We start from the raw sequence: 19,663 nt of genomic DNA on the forward strand, positions 1-19,663 counted from the left end.
GAGGGCTTTCTTTTGAACACGTCCGGAGTTCCCGCCATTAGAAGGACAAACCCTCCCCCTCCGGATTCCTAAGGGCTTCAACGAGGAAAACTCCCTTTGAATACTCAACCCCATCGAGAACGATGGAATTGTTCCTTATCTCCACGTACCTGTTGAGCTTCCGGACGATTGGGGAGTTTAACGGCACGATTACAATAAGGTTGCCGCTTTCGAGTCTGTTCGTGAAGTTTACTTTAAAACCCGCCTTTCTGAGGGTCTCAAGGTAACTTCTCACATACGTACTCTCTGAGAGGTTCGAGGAATATATCTCAACACCCTTCGTTTTAAACGCCATGAAGGCCATCTTGATTGTTGGCTCCGATGAAACGTTCCTCCAGAAGCCCTCCTTATACCAGTTTCCCATTAGCCTTGCAAGTTCGGGCATGAAGCTCTCGAAAGTGGGGTATTTCTCTCGGTTAGGCAGGTAGTCAGTTATGTAAGCCCTGTAAATCCTTCCAACAAGGTAAAACCCAAGAGCTTCTTGGCTCTTTATGAACCTCTCAGCGCTCTGGTTTCCCTGCGTTTCAAATATATAATACGCTTCAAACGCCCTCACAAGGGTCTCGTCAAGGTAAGTCTTCCAGCTCGAGTATCCCATGGAAGTCATGATATTCCTTACGGGCGAGAACATTTTCCTGTACCCTTTAAACTCCCTGTAGTGCCTGTCCACCGCTGGATTAACAAAGCTGTGGGCGAGCTCGTGGGCGGAGGCACCGCAGTATGATGGAGTTCCATTGAACGTTGAGCAGATTCCAATAAAGGCGTAAACCGTATTGTTCTCCCAGCCACTGTAGCTGTAGTACATTTCAAGAGGCTGGAGAACGAAAACCCAGCGCTTTTTCTTCTCCCCAAAGAACATCTCCTCGAAGTGAGGAAGGCTAAAAACATCGGAATTCTCCTTTAAAAACAGTCTTATCTGCTCCCTGTAAAACTCTCGATGACTTTCGTAGAAGGCTGAAAAGTTCGACTCTCGGGCGAAATCTTTTATCGCTATGGAAAGCTCGTTGAGGAGCTTTTCGTTTCCATGGACTCTTCTCACGAGATAAGAGCTCCACTCCGTGGAGTTCAGCTCCAGTGCAAACTTTGGAATCGCATCGTACTCCAAACCCTCTCTCAGGGCTTTTTTAGCGAGAAGCACCGCTCTGTGATTCTTGTATAGAGAGAAGTAAGACTCAACTTCTTGAGAGTAGGGAGTAGTGTTACCGGAGTTCCAACCCGCGAGGTAGAAAACAACATCAGCTAGTTCGATATAGGGATTTATCTCGATGCAGACACTGCCGTTGCATTCAACCACAGGCGAAAGGTCCAGTTGGAGAGGAGTTTTCTTGCTGGTAATAATATGGCCGATGAAATAATACGCGGGAAAGGCCAGAAGTAACACCATGATAACCGCAAGCACCCGAATCGTTTTCATACCTAACCCTCCAACTAGTTTACCTCAACAACAATCCCCCTAACGCTGTAAAGCCGGTTTTCGTTTACAACCCACTCGTTTGGGTCAATGACTATTTTGAGGGGTTTTGTATCCGTTTCGAAGCTCACAGTTGCACTGCCCTTGACCCACACGGTCCGAATGAGCTTTTCGTTTTGGGTAACGACCTCGACCTGGAGGGGAATCGTGAAGTTGTTTTTGTCCAGTATGGCAAACGTCAGGAAGTATTCTCCGTCTTTTGTCTTTTTCAGGCTCACGTTCGCAACAGACCAGTCGGGAACCTTTGAGGTGTAAAACCACTCCCTGAAGAACCAGTCGAGGTCCCTGCCACTGACGTTTTCGAAGACGTTCATCACATCGGTTAGGTTGCAGTTCCTTTGGTGGCACTCCACCAAAAGCTTGTGAAGGCCCTCACGGAACGTCGTGTTCCCGAGAACGAACTGGAGTGACCTGAAGACGAAGGCCCCTCTGTAATAGATAATCGCCTCCCTGAGTTCCGGGTTTGTTATTCCCTCCCGATAGGCTATGCTAAGCGATACATTTTGCCCCAAGCTCGGGAGAACCTTGAAGTTCTCAATTTCATCGAGCAGTCCGGTGCAGTTCGAGGTTCTGCATTCCGCAGTTAGGGCCATGTACGTTGCGAGGCTTTCATCAACGCGCCCGATGTCAGAGTAGTAGCCGAACCAGAGGTGGGCAAGCTCGTGGAATATCAATCCTGGATTCTGGAAAACAAGATAGTTTAAGCTCGCAACGTTCCAGCGGGAGCATCCAAGTACTGCAACCGGCGGGTTGGAGTTTATAAGCTCGCCGTTGTCGTATTTTTCAGTGGTTATTAGAACGTCAACTTTTCCCGCGGGCACTATTCCTGTCATGTTGACGTACTCTGAAATCGCGTCTTTGATGTCCCCTATTAGAGAACCCAAGGAATCGTTGGTGTATTCGCAGGATTTGGAGATGTAAACCGTTACGTCGATACGCCTGACCCTCAGATGGAGGGTTCTGCCGATTCTTATGAACGCTACCCCTTGGAGCTTGTCCGGGTTAACCGTTATTCGCGTGGACGATGTGAGAAGGCCGTAGTTTGAGAGGAACGCATATCCGCCCGGAAAGTTCACGCTTAAGTTCATACTCTGTTCCTTTCCACTTATGACCCACCACGTTACCGGAGTTCCGATTATCCAGCTTGAATTGAGCGATTTTACCTTTGAGTAGTTGAGCTCGTAGGTTACCTTCCCAAAGAGTTCTCCGGAGGGTGTTGAGACGTTGATAACGTAAACCCAGACGGTGGCCTGAGGGGAAATGTTAAGTTCGTACATGTCGAGTCTCGAGAGGTTTACGGGCTTTCCATCGATTGTAAGGTTAAGTTTTAGAACATCAGGCCGTCTGAGAACCGCAAGGTAAATTGGAACGTACTTTGAGGAAGATTTAATCAGAAAGGAGTACTTCCCCGAGATTACGCCGGTGGAGTGATAAGTGATTGTTAAATTCCCCCGCTGGGAATAGGAAAAAGCGTTAACCAACGACGCAATTTCGCCGGGAGTTGTTCTCCACGTATGCTGCGGTGATGTGTATATTACTTTGGAACTTTTAATGGGAGGGGTATATGTTTTGTTTAAGATTAAACTTAATGACATTAACAAAAGAACAGAAAAGATGATGAATACTTGAACAGCCTTGTATATCTTCATACTTGTTCACCCAATAACATCAATTTATTGGCAGTAGTTAATCTTTCTTCTTTGTCAGGTATCCTGCCTAAAATGTTAAACAATTCGTTTTTTGGGAATAAATGTGGATAAGTTTTAGCAAGATAAAACTTAAGACCCTCCTTCCACAAATACCTAGTTAGGTAACATCCAGGACCATTAGGAGTCCCATTTTTTCGAATAGACTCCATCGGACAGCCTCCACCGCATACAGGTAGAAACACACAGTTTCTACATTCTTTAAATTCTGTTGGCATTCGGGCTTTGACAGTATAATAAAAGGGGGTTATATCCAATGTACCCTCATCGGATATCTTTCCAATAGAGTATTCTTCTTGACCCACCATTTCCCAACATGGATACAATTTTCTACTAGGATCAACTACATAAGAAAAAGGATGAGCATACATGCAGAACAATAACCTGTGATTGGGTCTAGTTTGAACGTTGAACCCCCTCTTGTATGCTTCTTTCCATAATCTAGGTAAATATTTTCTTAATTCTTCACCTCTGAGAGTCTTATCGTACCATGAACCATCAATGTTACTTCTTATGATACCAAATGACACATCAATAGAAGTTATGCCTTCAGAGACTAAGCTATCCAACAATTCAGGAATTGTGTCAATATTTGTTTTGTCCACATTTATCCTGATTCCAAGATGAAACTTCTCATTTGTAACATGGCTAAGTATACGCTTAATGTTAGATATTATTAAATCAAAGGTTCCATGTCCTGCTTTAGTTACTCTTCGACTGTCATGTATTTCTTTGGGACCGTCTAAGGTAATCTGCATTGAGATAATATTAAATTTGTTGATAGCATTAATCACTTCATCGTTTATTAGAGTGCCATTCGTAACAAAACCTGCAGTATAATCTTTAATTTTGTTCCTTTGCTTAAGAGCTTCTAAGGATTTTAGGGTATATTTACAGTTAGTCCAGTTTAAGAGAGGCTCTCCCCCATAGAAGGTCACATCAAAACTTATGTCCTGTTTAGGCTGAAAGTAGTATTTATGGTTTAGAGCGAATTTTAAGATAATATCTATATCCTGTTTGGACATAGATTCCGCACGTTCTGTTAGAGTACCCTCATAGCAATATGGGCATCTAAGGTTACAGGCATATGTCATTGTAAGAGTCAATCCAACCCTAGACGCAGAATATAACCTAGAAATTTCAAATGTCCTGAGAGTCTTAATGACATCAATCTCGTTCAAATCATCATTCACTAAAAAGTGAAACTTGTATAATTTAGATTGTATATCTTGGGGGATGTCTTCTAACATATTTTTTGAAATTTTTATAAATAGATCCTTATCTATTCTCGCTATTGAGTTATATAGTGTGTTGTAGAGAATGTAGCTATTCCCATTCAAATTGAATAATATGTTATACTTCGATGCTTTCACCATAATTGGCTCCCTCCTTTTATATTAATTAAAAATGGAATATTAAGGCGAAACGTTCTAACGTTTCAATAACACTTACAAGCTCCTTCCCCATTGCAATCACAATGGAATATAAAACATACCGGTATAGGTATAGGGATTGGTCCATTTTCTATACAGACTCCAGGGCAATATATTGTGCAGTAATCTCCGCAGTTTCCGTCGCAGTTACAATAAGTGTTGCAGTTGTTCCCTGCAATCCCCTCTGACGATCCGACTTCCAGAATCTCAAATTCCAATTATCTCACCTCCTCCAAGTTTTGCATTCTACTCTATGTCTGAAACAAACCATAAGTTTTTCTGTATGTGTTTTATAAAAGCTTGAAATCTATTTATAAACAAGATGAAACAATTAACTAACAAAAAAAAAGCAATGCTTATAAGTAATTTCACTAATTAGTTTCAGGTGGTCAAATGGAGACAGTGCAGGGAGTTAGAACGGTCAAAGCCTTCGTCTTTATCCAGAAGGAGGTATTCTTCTCAAGGCGCTTTGACCTGCTTTTACAGTTCATAGGCTTAGCTTTGAACATAATCTTCATCGGAATCTTCGCCAAGCTGATAACAATCAACGCCAACATCTCTCAGTATGGCACTTCCAACTACCTTGACTACCTCCTCATAGGCTCAATAATCCACAACCTCGTCTTCCTACCAAGGGGAAGCATATCATCATTCGTCCTCGGGAGAATATTCCCAGTTCTTTACAACTCTCCTGCATCTCTAACATCAATTTTCATCGGAATCAACGCCTGGCGAATTCTGTGGAATCTGGGGCTGACTTTCATCGTAACACTCGCGTACATCCTGTTTTTCGGTTTAAGGATTCACCTCAACCTCGGCGTTCTGGTCGTCATTCTAAGCGGCATCCTATTAATCTTCGCACTCGACCTTTTCTCAGCGGGATTCAGAATAGCGACCAAGGCCACTCAAGACCCCTTAAACTGGTTCTTCAATATAACAGCTCAACTCGTCAGCGGGCTTTACTTCCCGCCAGATAAACTCCCCTCCTGGCTTCAGCCCCTGTCAAAAATTCACCCCGAGACGTACATCCTCCAGATGGGTAGACTCACAATGGGTGGCGGCTACTCGTTATCCCAAATCCTTCCAAGTTTAATTAACATGCTCGTTATCACGGCCTTAATGCTCCTTGTGGGATACCTTACCTTCAGGTGGGGTTTCAACAAGGCAAGGCAACTTGGGACACTGGGTCACACGTGAGGTGGGCCTTATGAAGGTGCAAGTTCTGAAAAAGAAATACGGGGACGGAAAAATTGTGATGATACTCAGAGTCGAGGTCGACGTGAATAACTTACCTAATTACGAACTGGGGGATGTTGAAACGAGAATCCTCGATTTGCTCCTGGACAACGAGGAAATAACCCAGAGACAGCTCAGTCAGCTTTTTGGCAGAACAAAAGCCTGCAGGGCAATAAAGAATCTTGAAAACATGGGATTAATTCGACGTGAAAAGAAAGGGAGAACGTACGTTGTCAGGGTGGTCTGAGTGATAGAGGCTGTTAATTTGACCAAGTACTACCCTCCCCCAATAAAGTCCCTGCTCGACTTGAAGAGCCTTAAGGACTTTCTCAGAACGCCACGGGAGGAGATTCCCGCATTGATTGACATCAGCTTTAAAGTTAAAGAAGGCGAAATATACGGCCTCCTCGGGCCGAACGGTGCCGGAAAAACCACCCTGTGCAAGATAGCTAACGGACTCGTTATCCCGACGAAAGGACACCTTTACATAAATGGTTTTGACTCAATCAGTGAGCATGATAGAGTTAGGGGCAAAATCTTCACAATTTTCGGTGGAGATAGAGACCTCTTTGGCCTCTTCCAGTGGAGGGTGAACGTGGAGAAGAACCTCAGGTTCATCGCCGAGCTGTGGGGAGTTTCGAGGCAAGAGGCAGACAAGAGGGTTAACTATGCCCTCAAGCTCCTAGACTTGGACGAAAAAAGGAACGAGTGGTACCAGAAACTCTCCGCAGGGATGAGGCAGAAGGTCTACCTCGCGTTGCCATTCATCATTCAACCCGAAGTCCTCATCCTGGACGAGCCCACGGTGTACCTAGATGCCTTCACGAGGAGGGAAGTATGGAAGGCGATTCTTGAGCTTTCGAGGGATTTTGGCACCACGGTGCTCCTGACAACACACAACCTCAACGAGGCCGAGAGGCTCTGTGACAGGATATTCCTCTTCAACAAGCGGAAAATAGCCGAGGGAACTCCAAAAGAACTCGTTGAGAAAGTTCAAGCCCTAAAAGCGGAGCGAAAGCTGATTACCAAAGTTAAAGGGAACGTGAACGTTGAGGAATTCAAGGGGGTAGTTCAAAAAATCGAGGTCCAAAGTGATGGACAATTCACGTACCTCCAGCTTTATTTTAGGAACGATGAGCTCCAAGACATCATACGACTCCTAGCTAGGTACAGCGTAGTTGACCTCCAGAGTGCCCCGGTGACCCTTGAGGAGGTCTTCGTGCAGTTGTGCAAAAAATAAAGAAATCACCCCCTCGCCCACTCCACCATGCTCCTGAAAACCCTCAATCCATCTTCACTGCCCAGAAAGCGGTCGCTCGCCCTTTCAGGGTGGGGCATCGTCCCGAGGACGTTTCCCTTCTCGTTCGCTACAGCCGCTATGTTCAGAACTGAGCCGTTCGGGTTCGCCTCCTCCGTTACGTTGCCGCTCTCATCGCTGTACTGAAAAACAACCCTGACCTTTGAAGGATCCTCGGTGTAGTAGTTGCCCTCGGCGTGGGCTATCGGCATCCTTATGACCTCTCCCCGCTCGTAGAGTGAAGTGAAGGGCGTCTCGTTATCGGCAACCCTGAGGTGAACCCACCTGCAGAGGAAGCGCGGGATTTTGTTGGGCCTCAAAGCCCCGGGAAGGAGGCCTGCCTCGGTGAGAATCTGAAAGCCGTTGCATATCCCGAGTACGGGCCTTCCCTCGCGGGCGAACTCCTTCACTTCCTCCATTATCTCCTGACGGGCGGCTATCGCCCCCGCTCTGAGATAGTCAGCGTAGCTGAAGCCGCCGGGAAGGATAACGCCGTCAAAGTCCTTGAGGCTGGTTTTATACCATACCCTCTCTGCCTTCGCTCCAGCCTTCCTTATAGCCCTCTCCGTCTCGAAGTCGCAGTTGGTTCCTGGAAAAACAACAACGGCAAACTTCACCATCTCAGCTCACCGGCTCAACCCTGTACTCCCAGCTGTGGATGAGCGGGTTGGCAAGGAGCTTCCTGCACATCTCCTCGACCTCTTCCTCAGGGTTTTCGCTCTCCAGCTCGAACTCGAAGTATTTGGGAACCCTCAGGTTTTCAACCGCATAACCGAGGTTTCTCAATGCTTTTCCGATGATCCTACCCTCGGGGTCGTTTAGGCCTTCCTTCAGGCGAACGATGACGGCAACCTTCCACTTCATTCCGACCACCTCAGGTAACAACCTTCTCAAGCTCGTCCAGCTCAACCGCGCGCTTTATCTCAAGTGCTATCCTCCGCCCTGTGCTCATCGGCTTCCTCCAGAGGGAGTTCCCGTAGGGATGCCCCGTCGCCATGTGGATGTTGGTTCCACCGCCCGTTCTTGAGGCAACGTCGTAGATGTAGAAGTTCAGGTCTTTGTCCACGGCCGTCTGAAGTGTAAACGGCCCGATTATCCCGGGCGGGTAGTACTCCTGCGTCGCCTTCACATAGCGCTCGGCCATGTCAAAGACCTTCTCCAAAAGGCTCTCGCGGAGGGTTGAGGAAGCGTGACCCGTAACTGTGTACTCAGGCTCGAACTGCCACTCCGGCAGAGTGAGTTGCTGGCTCGCAGGAAGCCTCACGTGGCCGTCTAAGCTCGTCTCAAAGCGCCAGTCTATGCCCAGGAGCTCGATTTCCTCATCAATCGGCGAGTAGAAGAAGTCAAAGTTGAAGACCGGGCCTATTATGTAGCGCTCTATTCTGGCTTTGGCTAAGTCCTCCTCCGTGATGACGCCGAGCTTGATGAGCTTCTCGGCCTTCTCGCGGAACTCCCTGTAGGAAGCGGCCGTAAAGAATCCCCTCTCCAGCCTCTTCTTGGCGTGGGGGAGCTTGACTATGACCAAACCGACATCATCGATTTCCTCGGGCTTTACCTCCTCCGGGTAGAGGAGCTTAGCCTTCCCAAGGAGCCAGTAGTAGCTCTTCTCCTCGCTCCTCTCCTCGCTTCTCAGCAAGTTCCTGCTCCCAAAGAGGGGAACGCGGAAGTCGTTTTCAACCCTGTCAATGCCCGTGTAAACGACGAAGGAGCGGTTTGGGATAAAGATAACGTTCCTCTTAACGAGTTCCTCTTGGATTTCCACGATCTGAGCGAACTTGTCAAGGATTACAACCTCGTCAATGAAGCCCTTAGTTAAGCCGTCCCTCGTCTTCCTGAGCTTAAAGTATTCTGTATAGGTCCTGTGCCTTCCGCGCTGAGCCACTACAAGAACCGGCAAACCTTCTTCCTTCGCCCCGTCGGCTATGTCGAGGGCTGAGTGACTCCCTATAACGCCTACGGTTATCTTCTCGGGGTTATACTTCTCGATGATTCCCAAAATCTCGTCGCGGCTTATCATTCCGGCCACCTCACCATGAGTTCGGCTCGAATTCCCTTCCGAGTTCTTTCATCAGCCTAATCCTCTTCTCGACGCTCTCCCTCGTCCCAACGTCCCTCCTGTAGAACAGCTCACCCCTTATGTGCGAAACCGCGCTCTCTGCAATCCTCTCCGCTTTATCAAGGCTCCCGGCTATTCCAACCACGGCTATTGCCCTTGAGCCGAGGAGCGTAAAGTCCTCGTCTATGGAAGCGTAGTAGAGCCTCGCACCCGTCCCGGCTATGGCACCTTCATCAACCTCGACCCTAACTCCTTTGACGGGCTTGGTAGGGTAGCCCTTCGGCGCGAGGTACTTCACAACGGTGGCCTTGCTTTCGAACTCCGCTTTCCTTAGGTTTCCGTCCACTATGCCCTCGGCTATCTCCATAAGCGGAGTCTTTAAAAGTGGAAGGACGTTCATCGCCTCAGGATCTCCGAAGCGGGCGTTGTACTCTATGAGAACCGGCCCCTCTTTGCTCAGCATGAACTGGCCGTAGAGAATGCCCTTGTAGGGAGTCCCCTCCTTTCTCATGGCCTCAACGGTCGCTTTGAGTGTCTCAAAGGCCCTCTCGTAGTCCTCCTTGGTGACGAAGGGGAGTAAACCGTTCGAGCAGGAGTAGCTACCCATACCTCCCGTTATCGGGCCCCTATCGTCTTCATAGGCATGTGGATAGTCCTGCGCGAGCGGCATCGGGATAACGCGTTTCCCGTCCGTGAAGACCTGGAAGGTAAACTCAACGCCGTCCGTTCTCTCCTCTATTAGAACCCTCCCGTCCTTTCTTATCAGCTCCTCCGCGTAGGCCTTGGCCTCTTCGTTGTCCATCAGCTGGTAGCCGACTACCTTAACTCCCTTCCCTCCCGTTAATCCAATGGGCTTAACGACAACCGGCTTTCCAAAGTCATCTATCCAAGCGCGCATCTCGGAAACATCGTCGAAGACGCGGAAGATCTTCCTCCCAGGAATATCGTGGCGCTCCATGAAGGCCCTCGCGAAGGCCTTGTCGGTTTCGAGTTTAGCAGCTTCTCTATTCGGGCCAACCGCAGGAATGTCGTTTTCTTCGAGAACATCAACTATGCCCCTCCTAAGCGGTGCCTCCGGGCCGATGAAGGCCATATCTATGCCAAACTTCTTGGCATAGGATAGAACCTTCTCCACGTCCGTCTCCCTAGCTAGACCGTAGTCCTTCGCGAGCCTTGCCAGGCCCGGGTTTCTGTGCCCTGAAACCACATAAAGCTCGGCCCCACCCCTGACGAGGGCCTCGCCTATCGCGTGCTCCCTACCGCCTCCCCCAACGAGAAGGATCCTCATAGGCTTCACCATTTGTTTGTTAAAATTTATGTATTTTAAACCTTATTTTTCCATAAAATTGGCAATAAAGCAGTCCTAAAATTAGCTGGCTCACGGTAGGATAACGAAGCATCTATATGACCATGCATGAACAAAAACGTTTTATCCTTTCATTCCAAAAGTTAAGTGGTGGGTGCCGTGGAGAGCAGGGAGAAAATACTTAAACTCATAATCGATGCACTCTCCTCAAATAAAATAGTGGGGATAATAGACAGGGATATTGCATCATTTGGTTATATGCTCGGTCTTGAGGCTATAAAGGGGGATATAGAACGGGGAAAATACGTATGGATTGCCTCATATGACCCCTCCGGAGCCTCTTTCGAGATATGAAGCGGATTGGCCTTGAGTATGAAAAGTATCTTGGAAAGAACCTTTTTGTCTTTGACGTCTTCGGGTCAATCAAAGGTATCGAACCCGAAATTGATGGAGTTTTTACCCTTAAAGGATACTTAGATGACAACGTCTTCATTGTAAAGTACCAGAAGTTGATTTCTGAGGTTATCGAGACCCTCAAGCCCAGACCGAAAGAAGTCACCGTTCTGGGACATCTAGAATCCGGTCTCTGCAGGCTCTTCAAGAATCCGGTAAGGGTTCAGAGAAAGGCATGGAACCTGATGATGGAGGTACCTCTCAAGCTCTCTGTTGTCAAGACGTACATCTTACCTGAGTGTCCCCCCATGGATGAGCTGGTTTACTTCTGCTCTGATCTGGTTGTTGAGGGGCTCCTCAAAGAGGACCGCAGGAAGCTCATAGTTACAAAGGGTGGTGAAAATGAGCCTTGAACTTGGAATAAAGCCCGTCGATGAGGAACTCGGGGGAGTCAAGGAGAGAAGTCTGATATTGATTCACGAGGTTGATCCAAGGTCACTCGGTAAGTTCCTCGCACTTCACGTGATGAAGTACAAGCTGGACTCCGATAACCTGGTCGGATACTTCAACATCGGTATGCCCATTTCCGTGTTCCTTTCTGTTGCCGGCCGCTTCGGCATAGATGTTAACCGCCACCTAAAGGAGAACAGGCTCATGATAGTCGATACCTTTGGGAGCATCTATGATCTCCGCACTGAGATGGAGAACGTCTGGTACCTGTCCGGGCCCATAAGCCTTGAGATACTCAACGAGAAGTACATTGAGGTCATACGAGCCCACAAGGAAAAGTGGCGTCAGTTGAACATGTTCGCGGGCAGGGAACTCTGGGGTATAACCATATCCATCTCAGACTATCTCCATATGTTTGGACCGCAGAAGACCCAGAGATATCTTGAGCTGATCGACCTCCTCCGGGCGAACTCGGATGTTTACAGGAAGTACCCGGCGGGAACCAACGTCTGGGTCTACACCGGTAACGATGTTGTGGTTCTTCCTCTCCTATACAGGAAGGCCACTTACGTTCTAAAAACGGAGAGCCGGATAGGAGAAGGGGACGAGGTGCTCAGGACGATGAAAATCGTCAAGGCCCCGGGTCTTAAGTCGATGCCCCTCTACGAGTACACCTTCCGCCATGGTCGGATTAAGTTCCTCTGAGTTTTAAATATTCTTGCCAAGTTTTTCCCTAAATTTTTAAAGGATTTGCATTTTTCTGTAAGTGGTGGTTCAATGAGGGTTCTGGTCGTTATGGGGAGCAAGAGCGATTCCGGCATAGCGGAGAAGGTGATCGCGGTTCTCGATGAGTTCGGCGTCGATTACGACGTCGAGGTTGCCTCCGCCCACAGAAACCCTGAGAAAGTCGAAAGGCTCGCGAAGAAGGACTACGATGTCTTCATAGCGATAGCGGGTTTAAGCGCCGCCCTGCCGGGGGCTATAGCCTCGCACACGACGAAGCCGGTGATAGGCGTTCCCGTCTCGGCAAAGCTCGGCGGTCTCGATGCCCTTCTAAGCATTGCCCAGATGCCCCCCGGAGTTCCGGTTGCGGCTGTGGGGATAGACAACGGAAAGAATGCGGCCCTGCTAGCGATTGAGATACTCGCCCTGAAGAACGATGCTCTCCGGAAAAAACTCTTGAAGTACAGAGAAAGAATGCGGGCGTAAAGCCCGCATCGAGGGTTTTTCTTATTAGAACCCCTTTTATTTCAAATGCCCCTAATTTGAGCACATCTTTTTGGATAATTTTTGACCTTTTAAACCTTTTCTTTTTCTTTCGAACTACAACAAAAAGTTACTAAGTGGTGTGTTTCCTAACCTCATACCCTCCATCAAACCATTCCGAAGAGCGCGTTCTCGGCTCTATTGAGCGGGCCACAAGCTCGGCCCTTCTCTTGGCTTCCTCGACGTTCTTGCCCCATGCAATAGCCACACCGAGTCTTCTCCCCGGGTAAGCCTCGGGCTTTCCGAAGAGCCTCACCGTTGCGTTGGGAACGCTCAGAGCCCTTGCCAGCCCGCGGAAGCGCGGGGAGTAACCGGAAGCGTTGGCCTTTATGACGTGGGTTGCCGCGGGCATGAACATCGGAAAGAGCCTGTAGCCGTCAACCCACTCCCCCGGGATTGGAAGCCCAAGGACGGCCCTCAGGTGGAGTCCGAACTCGGAGAAGCCGGTCGGGTGAGAAGCTAAAGTCACCATACCGGTATCATGGGGCCTCGGGGAAACTTCGTTCGCCCACACCTTATCACCCTTTACGAACATCTCGACGCCGAAGAGGCCGAGACCGCCTAAAACATCTGTTATGCGCTTCGCTATCCTGTAAACCTCCTTCTCGGCTTTCTCACTTATCTCCGCCGGCTGCCAGCTGGAATGATAATCGCCATCAATCTGGTAGTGGCCGACGGGTTTAGGAAAGGTCGTGACTATCTCCCCGTTCTCGTCGTAGTGCCTCACCGCTAACTCAGTGATTTCAACATCGAACTCGATGTGCTCCTCGACGATTATCTTGTCCGCACTACCGCGAGCCTTCTTCTTCGCCTCCTCCCATGCCTTCGGGATATCTTCTCTGCTTTTCACGAAGTAGGAGCCCTTTCCGGAGGAGCTCATTATCGCCTTCGTGTGGCACGGGTAGCCTATCTTTTCGCAGGCCTCGTAGAGCTCGCCGAGAGTTTCCGCGTAGGCGTAGCGCGACGTTGGAACCTTTGCCTCCTTCGCGAGGGTCTCTCTAGTGCGCTCGCGGTGCATGGCAATCCACGTTGCTTTCGCGTTCGGAACGACGAAGTAGCCGTCCTTTTCGAGCTCAAAGAGTGCATCGAGGTTTATTGCCTCTATCTCCGGAATTATTGCATCGGGCTTCTCCCTCTCGACGACCGAGAAGAGGAAGTCCGCCTTTCTCATGTCCCCCACATAAGAGCGGTGGGCGACCTGCATCGCCGGTGCGTTGGCGTATCTATCGACCGCTATCACCTCAACGCCGAGCCTTTGAGCCTCAATCGCTATTTCCTTCCCGAGTTCACCGCTTCCGAGGAGGATTATCTTTTGGGCGGAGTCGGTCATGGCCGTTCCGAGTTCATCTCTCAGGCCAACCATGAGCACCACCTCATTGATTGACGTTTAAATGTCAAAAATTGCATATATTTAAGCCTTTTTAAGCAGAAAAATGGCAAAACTTTTAAGCGATCATGCCAACTCCCCCCGGTGGTGCTCATGCTGACCTACGCTCAGGCGGGTGTTGACGATGAGAAGACTTCAAGGGCCTTGAGAAGTATAATCTCGCTCGCAAGGGCAACTTTCAAGTTCAGACGGGGGGAAATCGGTGAACCGGCCGGAGAGCTCGGTCACTACTCGGCTCTGCTCGACTTCGGAAGCTTTTATCTGGCAATGACGACCGACGGCGTTGGAACCAAGGTTCTCGTTGCGGAAGCCGTTGGAAAGTTCGATACGATTGGCATAGACATGATAGCCATGAACGTCAACGATTTGCTCTGCGTTGGGGCGGAACCGGTAGCTTTAGTTGACTACCTCGCCGTCAGGGAGCCCGACGGGAAGGTCTTCGCAGAGATTGCCAAAGGCCTCTACGAGGGGGCCAAGCAAGCTGGTATAGCGATTGTCGGTGGCGAGACGGCGGTTATGCCCGACCTCATCAACGGCTTTGATCTGGCAGGAACTGCAGTCGGAGTCGTTGAGAAGGGAAAAGTCATAACCGGCGAGAGGATAAGGCCCGGCGACGCGGTGATAGGAATTTCCAGCTCCGGAATCCACTCCAACGGTTTAACCCTCGCGAGGAAGCTTTTGGTTCCAAAATACGGCCTCGACTACGAGTATGAAGGCAGAAAGCTCTGGGAGTGGCTTTTAGAGCCCACGAGGATATACGTCAAACCCGTTTTGGAACTCCTTGAGAGCGTTGAGGTTCATGGACTGGCCCACATAACCGGCGGGGGACTGTTCAACCTGAAGCGCCTGACAAACTACGGGTTCTCTCTGGAGATGCCTCCCATCGGGGGAATCTTCAGGCTCATCCACGAGAACGGCGTCCCTCTGGAGGAGATGTTCCGCGTTTTCAACATGGGCACTGGAATGGTAGCGGTCGTTCCAGCGGAGGAAAAGGAGGAAGCCCTCGAAGTCCTCAACAGACACTACGAGAGCTTCGAGCTCGGGGTTGTTACAGAGGAAGCGGGGATAAGGGTGGAGAACTACGGAATAATTCTTTAAGCTCTCTTTCCAACCTTTTCCCGGTGATTCAATGGAGCTGACGGTCAAGAAGAAGGCCTTCCTTGAGAACCTGCCCGAGCTCGTTGATAAAGCTGTTAGCGAATACGGGACAAGGCTGAGAAAGATAGTGATAGAGGAAGACGAGAAAGGTTGCTACACTGTTCTAATCACGTACGACTCGGAGTTTCACCCGTGAGCCTCCTGTAGAGCTCTTCATAAGCCTTGACAAGGTCGCCCCTGTCGAAGCGGAAGACGTCCTTGTCGAGGCTCTTCTTTGTCTCCGCGTCCCAGAAGCGGCAGGTGTCAGGGCTTATCTCGTCGCCGAGGACTATCTCGCCCCTGCCGTTCTTTCCGAACTCCAGCTTGAAGTCCACCAAAATTATCCCCCTCTCCCTGAAGTACTCCCTCATGATTTCGTTCACCTTCAGGGCTGTTCTCTCCATCTCTCTTATCTCAGACTCGTCTATGCCGAGAATCCTCGCGTGGTAGTGGTTTATCATCGGGTCGTGGAGGGAGTCGTTTTTATAGTAAAGCTCAACTATTGGTTCTCTGAGCTCGGTTCCCTCATCGAGGGGCAGGCGCTTCTTAAGACTGCCGGCAACGACGTTCCTGACGACAACTTCGAGGGGGTACATGTCAAGCCTCTCGACGATTAGCCTGTTGTCGCCGGCTATACCAATGAAGTGGGTCTTTACGCCTTTCTCCTCAAGAACCCTGAAGAGGTGGGCGCTGATCTGGGCGTTGAGCCAGCCCTTACCTTTGAACTGGGCCTTCTTACTGCCGTCGAAGGCGGTTGCATCGTCCTTGAACTCCATTATTGCCTTTCCATCATCGAGCGGGATTATCCTCTTGGCCTTACCCTCGTAGACCTCCATGGGTTTCACCATTTTCATGTAAAATTCTGCGAGTTTTTAAGGATTTTTTTGACAGTTATAAGTCAACCACTGGGCAAGGTTTTTAAACTGAGATCTGTTAATAGTTTTAGAATTAAAGGTTAATATAGGCACGTAAACGTCAAAGGACGGTGTGGTCTTTGAGGGAGAAGTGCGGTATCTTTGCAACGCTTTCAGAGAACGCACCGAAAAAAGCTTACTACGCACTCATAGCCCTCCAGCACCGCGGACAGGAGAGCGCTGGGATAAGCGTCTGGAGGCACAGGATAAGGACGGTTTCCGGGCCGGGCCTCGTCCAGGACGTTTTCAGGGAGCCAATCTTAGCTAAGCTCAAATCGAACCTCGCGATAGCCCACGTCCGCTACTCCACCTCAGGCTCGCCCAACGAGGCCCAGCCGCTTGAAACGGAGTGCTGTGGGAAGAGAATAGCAGTTGCCCACAACGGAACCCTCACGAACTTCCAACCCCTCAGGGAGGAGTACGTGAAGAGGGGAGTTCGCTTCAAGCACTCGGTCGATTCCGAACTTCTCGGGATTTCCTTCCTCTGGCACTTGGAGGAAACCGGCGACGAGTTCGAGGCGATGAAAGCGGTTTTTGAGGAAGTTAAAGGCGCCTACTCGGTTGCCTTCCTCTTTGACGGGAAGATACTCGTCGCGAGGGATCCGGTCGGCTTCAGGCCTTTGAGCTACGGAACCGGGGACGGCCACTACTTCGCGAGCGAGGACTCAGCGTTGAGGCCCTTCGTGGACGAGGTTAGGGACGTCAAACCCGGCGAGGTCTTCCTCCTCGATGGGGACTCTGCCGAGAGCAGGGTTCTGGCCAAGGAGAGACACCACACCTGCGTTTTTGAGTACATCTACTTCGCGAGGCCGGACAGCAGGATAGACGGTGTAAACGTTTACTCAGCCAGGGTGAGGATGGGCGTAGAGCTCGCCAAGGAGAGCCCGGCCGAGGGGGACGTTGTTATAGCGGTCCCAGATTCCGGAAGGGCTTCCGCCCTCGGCTTTTCGATGGAGAGCGGGATTCCGTACGCCGAAGGGCTCATAAAGAACCGCTACATCGGGAGGACGTTCATAACGCCGGGCCAGTTCAACCGCGAGCTGAAGGTTAAGCTAAAGCTCTCTCCGGTCCGGGAGGTGGTTGAGGGAAAACGCGTCGTCCTCGTCGATGACTCAATAGTCAGGGGCACCACGATGAGGAGAATAGTTGCCATGCTCAGGAAAGCGGGAGCGAAGGAAGTTCACGTGAGGATAGCCTCGCCACCGATAAGGCATCCATGCTACATGGGGATAGACATACCGACGAGGCACGAGCTCATAGCGGCCTTTGGCGGTGTCGAAAAGGTTAAAGAGGCCATAGGTGCTGACAGCCTCTCTTATCTCAGCGTCGAGGGCCTGAAGAGGGCAGTCGGAAGGGAGGACCTCTGTCTCGCATGCCTCACGGGAGAGTATCCGGAGTGGGCGTTCAGGTTCTAGCGTATTTTTCCTTAAGGGCCTTCACGACTTCGTCACTGAAGTACACGCCCTTCGACCTGAGTTCTCGGAGCAAATCGCCCATGTCCTCATCAATGAGTCCTCTCCTCCAAGCAAGAAACAAGACCGCGAGGCTTCCCGTCACGTTAAGTCCGAGTGACTTGGCTATTATGCGAGGAATCTTTTCGTCTAGAAGAATGAGGTCGGCCTCAAGCTCTTTGGCCAAGACTATTGCCTCCGCTTCTCCAATCTCGATTTCGCTCCGAAGGATGTCAACCCCTAACTTGTCCTTAACATCGACAACCTCTATCCACTCGGCGGAAGCCACCTCGTCGGAACCGGGCTTTCCTCTGCCCTTCTCAACGACCTCAACCCATACCGCTCTAGGAATGATAATCTTCCCAAAGAGCTCCCTGAGGACGTAAAGCTTCCCAACCTTTGCAAGTGCTATGAGAGGCCCTGAGTTAGATACAACCTTCATAGCAACCTCTCCAGTGTTTCGATGTCCTCCTCAAGGTCCCTTCTGGTATAGTTCAGGGGTATTCCCTTCGATGCTAAGACTTCCATCATCTCCCACTTGCTAAGACCGGCAATCTCAGCGGCCTTCCCAAGGCTAACAAGTCCCTCCCTGTAGAGCTCAATGGCAAGGTACAGCCTCACCACTTTCGGAACCTCGTCCCTGTCAACCTTCAGAATCCTGGCGAGGTCAGAGGGAACCGTAACGGTGACTTCTCCCATTCGACCACCTTAGAATTTTGGGATTATGGAATAAAAAACTAACCGATTCGTTTCACCCTGCACGCTGAAAACTTGAACTCCGGCGTTCCCGCCTTGTTCAGGGCCGAGCCTGTAATCCTGTTGGCCTTGAAGTGGAAGGGAACCGCAATAACTCCCCCCGGAACCCCGCCGAGCTTAGCGCGCATCCTTATCCTTCCGCGCCTCGTCTCTATTTCGATTAAATCTCCATCGCTGATGCCGAGCCTCTCAGCGTCCCTCTCGTTGATCAAAGCCCTCGGCTCGCCCATGAGTTTGACCAGCGATGGACTCCTCAGCGTCATCTCGCCCGTGTTGTAGTGGCTTATCAGCCTCACCGTGGTGAGCACGAAGGGGTATTCTTTGTCCGGCACCTCCCACGGGCCAACCTGCTCGACCGCCATCAGCTTAGCCTTCCCATCCGGGGTGGCGAACTCCCAGGTGTGGAGCCTCTTCCTCGGAAGGAAGATTCCGTCCGAGCTTTTCAGTTCTTCGACGGTTCTCTCCTCAAGCTCTGGAAAGAGCCTGAAGTATTCCGCCGTTATTTCCTCGACACCCGAATAGTTGAAGCCGGGCAGACCTAGGGCTTTCCCGAGCATCGCCAGTATCTCCCAGTCGGGCTTTGAGTCGGCGTAGGGTTCACAGACCTTCTCGCTCCACTGGATCCTCCTCTCGCTGTTCATATAACTGCCGCTCTTCTCGCAGAAAGCCGAGGCCGGAAGGAGGTAGTGGGCGTAGCGGGCCGTCTTTGTGGGGAAGACGTCCTGCACAACGAGGAGGTCGAGCTTCCTCAGGGCTTTCCTAACCTGGGCAAAGTCGGCCTCGCTGACGGCTGGGTTCTCGCCGACTATGTAGAGTGCCTTCACGTTGCCCTCTTCAATCTCGTCCCATAGCTCCGTTAGATAGAGGCCCCTCTCAGTAGGGAGGTCATCAACGCCCCAGAGAGATGCGACGCGCTTCCTGAAGCGCTCGTCTGATAGGGGAACGTAACCCGGCAGGAACTCGCTCAGCGCGCCCATATAAGCCGCTCCCTGCACGTTGTTCTGCCCGCGCATCGGGTATAGGCCGCCGCGCTTGCCTATGTAGCCGAGCAGTAGGGCGAGGTCTATAACGGCCAAAATGTTTTCAACGCCAGAGACGTGCTGCGTAAGCCCCATGCCCCAGGTTACTGCACCGCTTCCGGCTAAGGCGAAGGTTCTCGCGACTTCCCTTATGGTCTCCGCGGGAATTCCAGTTACCCTCTCCGCGTACTCGGGCGTGTATTTCCTCACCGCCATCTTAACCTCTGAAAAACCGCCCGTTCGCGAACGGACGAAATCCTCATCGTAGAGCTCCTCGCGGATTATCACGTGAATCATCGCGTTGGCGAGCGTTATATCTGTTCCGGGCCTGATTACAAGCTTGTAG

At 50.4% G+C, this 19,663-nt stretch carries 22 protein-coding genes; 10 read left to right on the forward strand and 12 right to left on the reverse strand.

Features of this window, described 5'->3' with window-relative positions:
- Positions 1-37: 37 nt before the first annotated feature.
- From MVC73_RS07710 to MVC73_RS07720, 3 genes are all read right to left on the reverse strand, one after another.
- Positions 38-1,423 (reverse strand): DUF4932 domain-containing protein, encoded by a 1,386-nt coding sequence (locus tag MVC73_RS07710; protein ID WP_297509229.1) that lies wholly within the window; start codon positions 1,421-1,423, stop codon positions 38-40.
- Between the two features lie 44 nt (positions 1,424-1,467).
- Positions 1,468-2,787, reverse strand: coding sequence for a M1 family aminopeptidase (locus MVC73_RS07715; protein ID WP_297509232.1), 1,320 nt, complete (start codon positions 2,785-2,787; stop codon positions 1,468-1,470).
- Between the two features lie 368 nt (positions 2,788-3,155).
- Positions 3,156-4,592: a radical SAM protein gene (locus tag MVC73_RS07720; protein ID WP_297509235.1), complete on the reverse strand. Its 1,437-nt coding sequence runs from the start codon at positions 4,590-4,592 to the stop codon at positions 3,156-3,158.
- A gap of 450 nt (positions 4,593-5,042) precedes the next feature.
- On the opposite strand from MVC73_RS07720, the gene MVC73_RS07725 reads away from it, so the two are divergent.
- From MVC73_RS07725 to MVC73_RS07735, 3 genes are read left to right on the forward strand one after another with little or no spacing between them, the layout of a single operon-like run.
- Positions 5,043-5,846 (forward strand): ABC transporter permease, encoded by an 804-nt coding sequence (locus tag MVC73_RS07725; RefSeq protein ID WP_297509238.1) that lies wholly within the window; start codon positions 5,043-5,045, stop codon positions 5,844-5,846.
- Between the two features lie 10 nt (positions 5,847-5,856).
- Complete coding sequence (locus MVC73_RS07730) at positions 5,857-6,132, forward strand: MarR family transcriptional regulator (protein ID WP_297509241.1); 276 nt, start codon at positions 5,857-5,859, stop codon at positions 6,130-6,132.
- A complete protein-coding gene (locus tag MVC73_RS07735; protein ID WP_297509245.1) occupies positions 6,133-7,125 on the forward strand; it encodes an ABC transporter ATP-binding protein in 993 nt (330 codons plus the stop codon).
- A gap of 5 nt (positions 7,126-7,130) precedes the next feature.
- Here MVC73_RS07735 and purQ read toward each other — a convergent pair whose 3' ends face one another.
- Genes purQ through purD form a run of 4 tightly spaced genes read right to left on the reverse strand, consistent with a single transcriptional unit; the run spans position 7,131 to position 10,526 of the window.
- A complete protein-coding gene (gene purQ / locus MVC73_RS07740) occupies positions 7,131-7,802 on the reverse strand; it encodes a phosphoribosylformylglycinamidine synthase I (protein WP_297509247.1) in 672 nt (223 codons plus the stop codon).
- A 1-nt stretch (position 7,803) separates the two neighbouring features.
- Complete coding sequence (purS, locus tag MVC73_RS07745; protein ID WP_297509250.1) at positions 7,804-8,046, reverse strand: phosphoribosylformylglycinamidine synthase subunit PurS; 243 nt, start codon at positions 8,044-8,046, stop codon at positions 7,804-7,806.
- Positions 8,047-8,056: 10 nt separating this feature from the next.
- Positions 8,057-9,199, reverse strand: coding sequence for a formate--phosphoribosylaminoimidazolecarboxamide ligase family protein (locus tag MVC73_RS07750; RefSeq protein ID WP_297509252.1), 1,143 nt, complete (start codon positions 9,197-9,199; stop codon positions 8,057-8,059).
- 10 nt (positions 9,200-9,209) lie between these two features.
- Positions 9,210-10,526 (reverse strand): phosphoribosylamine--glycine ligase, encoded by a 1,317-nt coding sequence (purD, locus tag MVC73_RS07755; RefSeq protein WP_297509304.1) that lies wholly within the window; start codon positions 10,524-10,526, stop codon positions 9,210-9,212.
- 168 nt (positions 10,527-10,694) lie between these two features.
- On the opposite strand from purD, the gene MVC73_RS07760 reads away from it, so the two are divergent.
- The 4 genes from MVC73_RS07760 to purE all read left to right on the forward strand — a co-directional run bounded on the left by MVC73_RS07760 (position 10,695) and on the right by purE (position 12,596).
- Positions 10,695-10,898 carry a hypothetical protein gene (locus MVC73_RS07760; protein WP_297509255.1) on the forward strand — a complete coding sequence of 68 codons (204 nt, stop codon included), beginning with the start codon at positions 10,695-10,697 and terminating at the stop codon, positions 10,896-10,898.
- Positions 10,895-11,350 (forward strand): hypothetical protein, encoded by a 456-nt coding sequence (locus MVC73_RS07765; RefSeq protein ID WP_297509258.1) that lies wholly within the window; start codon positions 10,895-10,897, stop codon positions 11,348-11,350. The genes MVC73_RS07760 and MVC73_RS07765 overlap by 4 nt, the downstream gene beginning before the upstream one ends.
- Positions 11,340-12,092, forward strand: coding sequence for a hypothetical protein (locus tag MVC73_RS07770; protein ID WP_297509261.1), 753 nt, complete (start codon positions 11,340-11,342; stop codon positions 12,090-12,092). The genes MVC73_RS07765 and MVC73_RS07770 overlap by 11 nt, the downstream gene beginning before the upstream one ends.
- 72 nt (positions 12,093-12,164) lie before the next feature.
- Complete coding sequence (gene purE / locus MVC73_RS07775; RefSeq protein ID WP_297509264.1) at positions 12,165-12,596, forward strand: 5-(carboxyamino)imidazole ribonucleotide mutase; 432 nt, start codon at positions 12,165-12,167, stop codon at positions 12,594-12,596.
- Between the two features lie 130 nt (positions 12,597-12,726).
- Here the strand turns inward: purE and purT are convergent, their stop codons facing one another.
- Positions 12,727-14,016: a phosphoribosylglycinamide formyltransferase 2 gene (gene purT / locus MVC73_RS07780; RefSeq protein WP_297509308.1), complete on the reverse strand. Its 1,290-nt coding sequence runs from the start codon at positions 14,014-14,016 to the stop codon at positions 12,727-12,729.
- Between the two features lie 117 nt (positions 14,017-14,133).
- On the opposite strand from purT, the gene purM reads away from it, so the two are divergent.
- Both purM and MVC73_RS07790 read left to right on the forward strand, forming a co-directional pair.
- Complete coding sequence (purM, locus tag MVC73_RS07785; protein ID WP_297509311.1) at positions 14,134-15,138, forward strand: phosphoribosylformylglycinamidine cyclo-ligase; 1,005 nt, start codon at positions 14,134-14,136, stop codon at positions 15,136-15,138.
- A gap of 31 nt (positions 15,139-15,169) precedes the next feature.
- Complete coding sequence (locus tag MVC73_RS07790) at positions 15,170-15,334, forward strand: hypothetical protein (RefSeq protein WP_297509267.1); 165 nt, start codon at positions 15,170-15,172, stop codon at positions 15,332-15,334.
- Here the strand turns inward: MVC73_RS07790 and purC are convergent.
- The gene (purC, locus tag MVC73_RS07795) at positions 15,306-16,013 is read right to left on the reverse strand and encodes a phosphoribosylaminoimidazolesuccinocarboxamide synthase (protein WP_297509314.1); all 708 of its coding nucleotides are present in this window, start codon (positions 16,011-16,013) and stop codon (positions 15,306-15,308) included. The genes MVC73_RS07790 and purC overlap by 29 nt on opposite strands.
- A 158-nt stretch (positions 16,014-16,171) precedes the next feature.
- Here purC and purF point away from each other — a divergent pair, with 158 nt between their 5' ends.
- On the forward strand, positions 16,172-17,506 hold the full coding sequence (gene purF / locus MVC73_RS07800) for an amidophosphoribosyltransferase (protein ID WP_297509317.1): 1,335 nt from the start codon (positions 16,172-16,174) through the stop codon (positions 17,504-17,506).
- On the opposite strand, the gene MVC73_RS07805 is transcribed toward purF, so the two are convergent.
- The 3 genes from MVC73_RS07805 to MVC73_RS07815 all read right to left on the reverse strand — a co-directional run.
- Positions 17,496-17,984 carry a DUF3368 domain-containing protein gene (locus tag MVC73_RS07805; RefSeq protein WP_297509270.1) on the reverse strand — a complete coding sequence of 163 codons (489 nt, stop codon included), beginning with the start codon at positions 17,982-17,984 and terminating at the stop codon, positions 17,496-17,498. The genes purF and MVC73_RS07805 overlap by 11 nt on opposite strands.
- A complete protein-coding gene (locus MVC73_RS07810; protein WP_297509273.1) occupies positions 17,981-18,241 on the reverse strand; it encodes a UPF0175 family protein in 261 nt (86 codons plus the stop codon). Before MVC73_RS07810 ends, MVC73_RS07805 begins: the two co-directional genes overlap by 4 nt.
- 38 nt (positions 18,242-18,279) lie before the next feature.
- Positions 18,280-19,663, reverse strand: a 1,384-nt coding sequence (locus MVC73_RS07815; protein WP_297509275.1) for a molybdopterin-dependent oxidoreductase, incomplete at its 5' end; no start/stop codon positions are given.

It is taken from the genome of Thermococcus sp. (assembly GCF_027052235.1).
GTDB lineage: Archaea > Methanobacteriota_B > Thermococci > Thermococcales > Thermococcaceae > Thermococcus.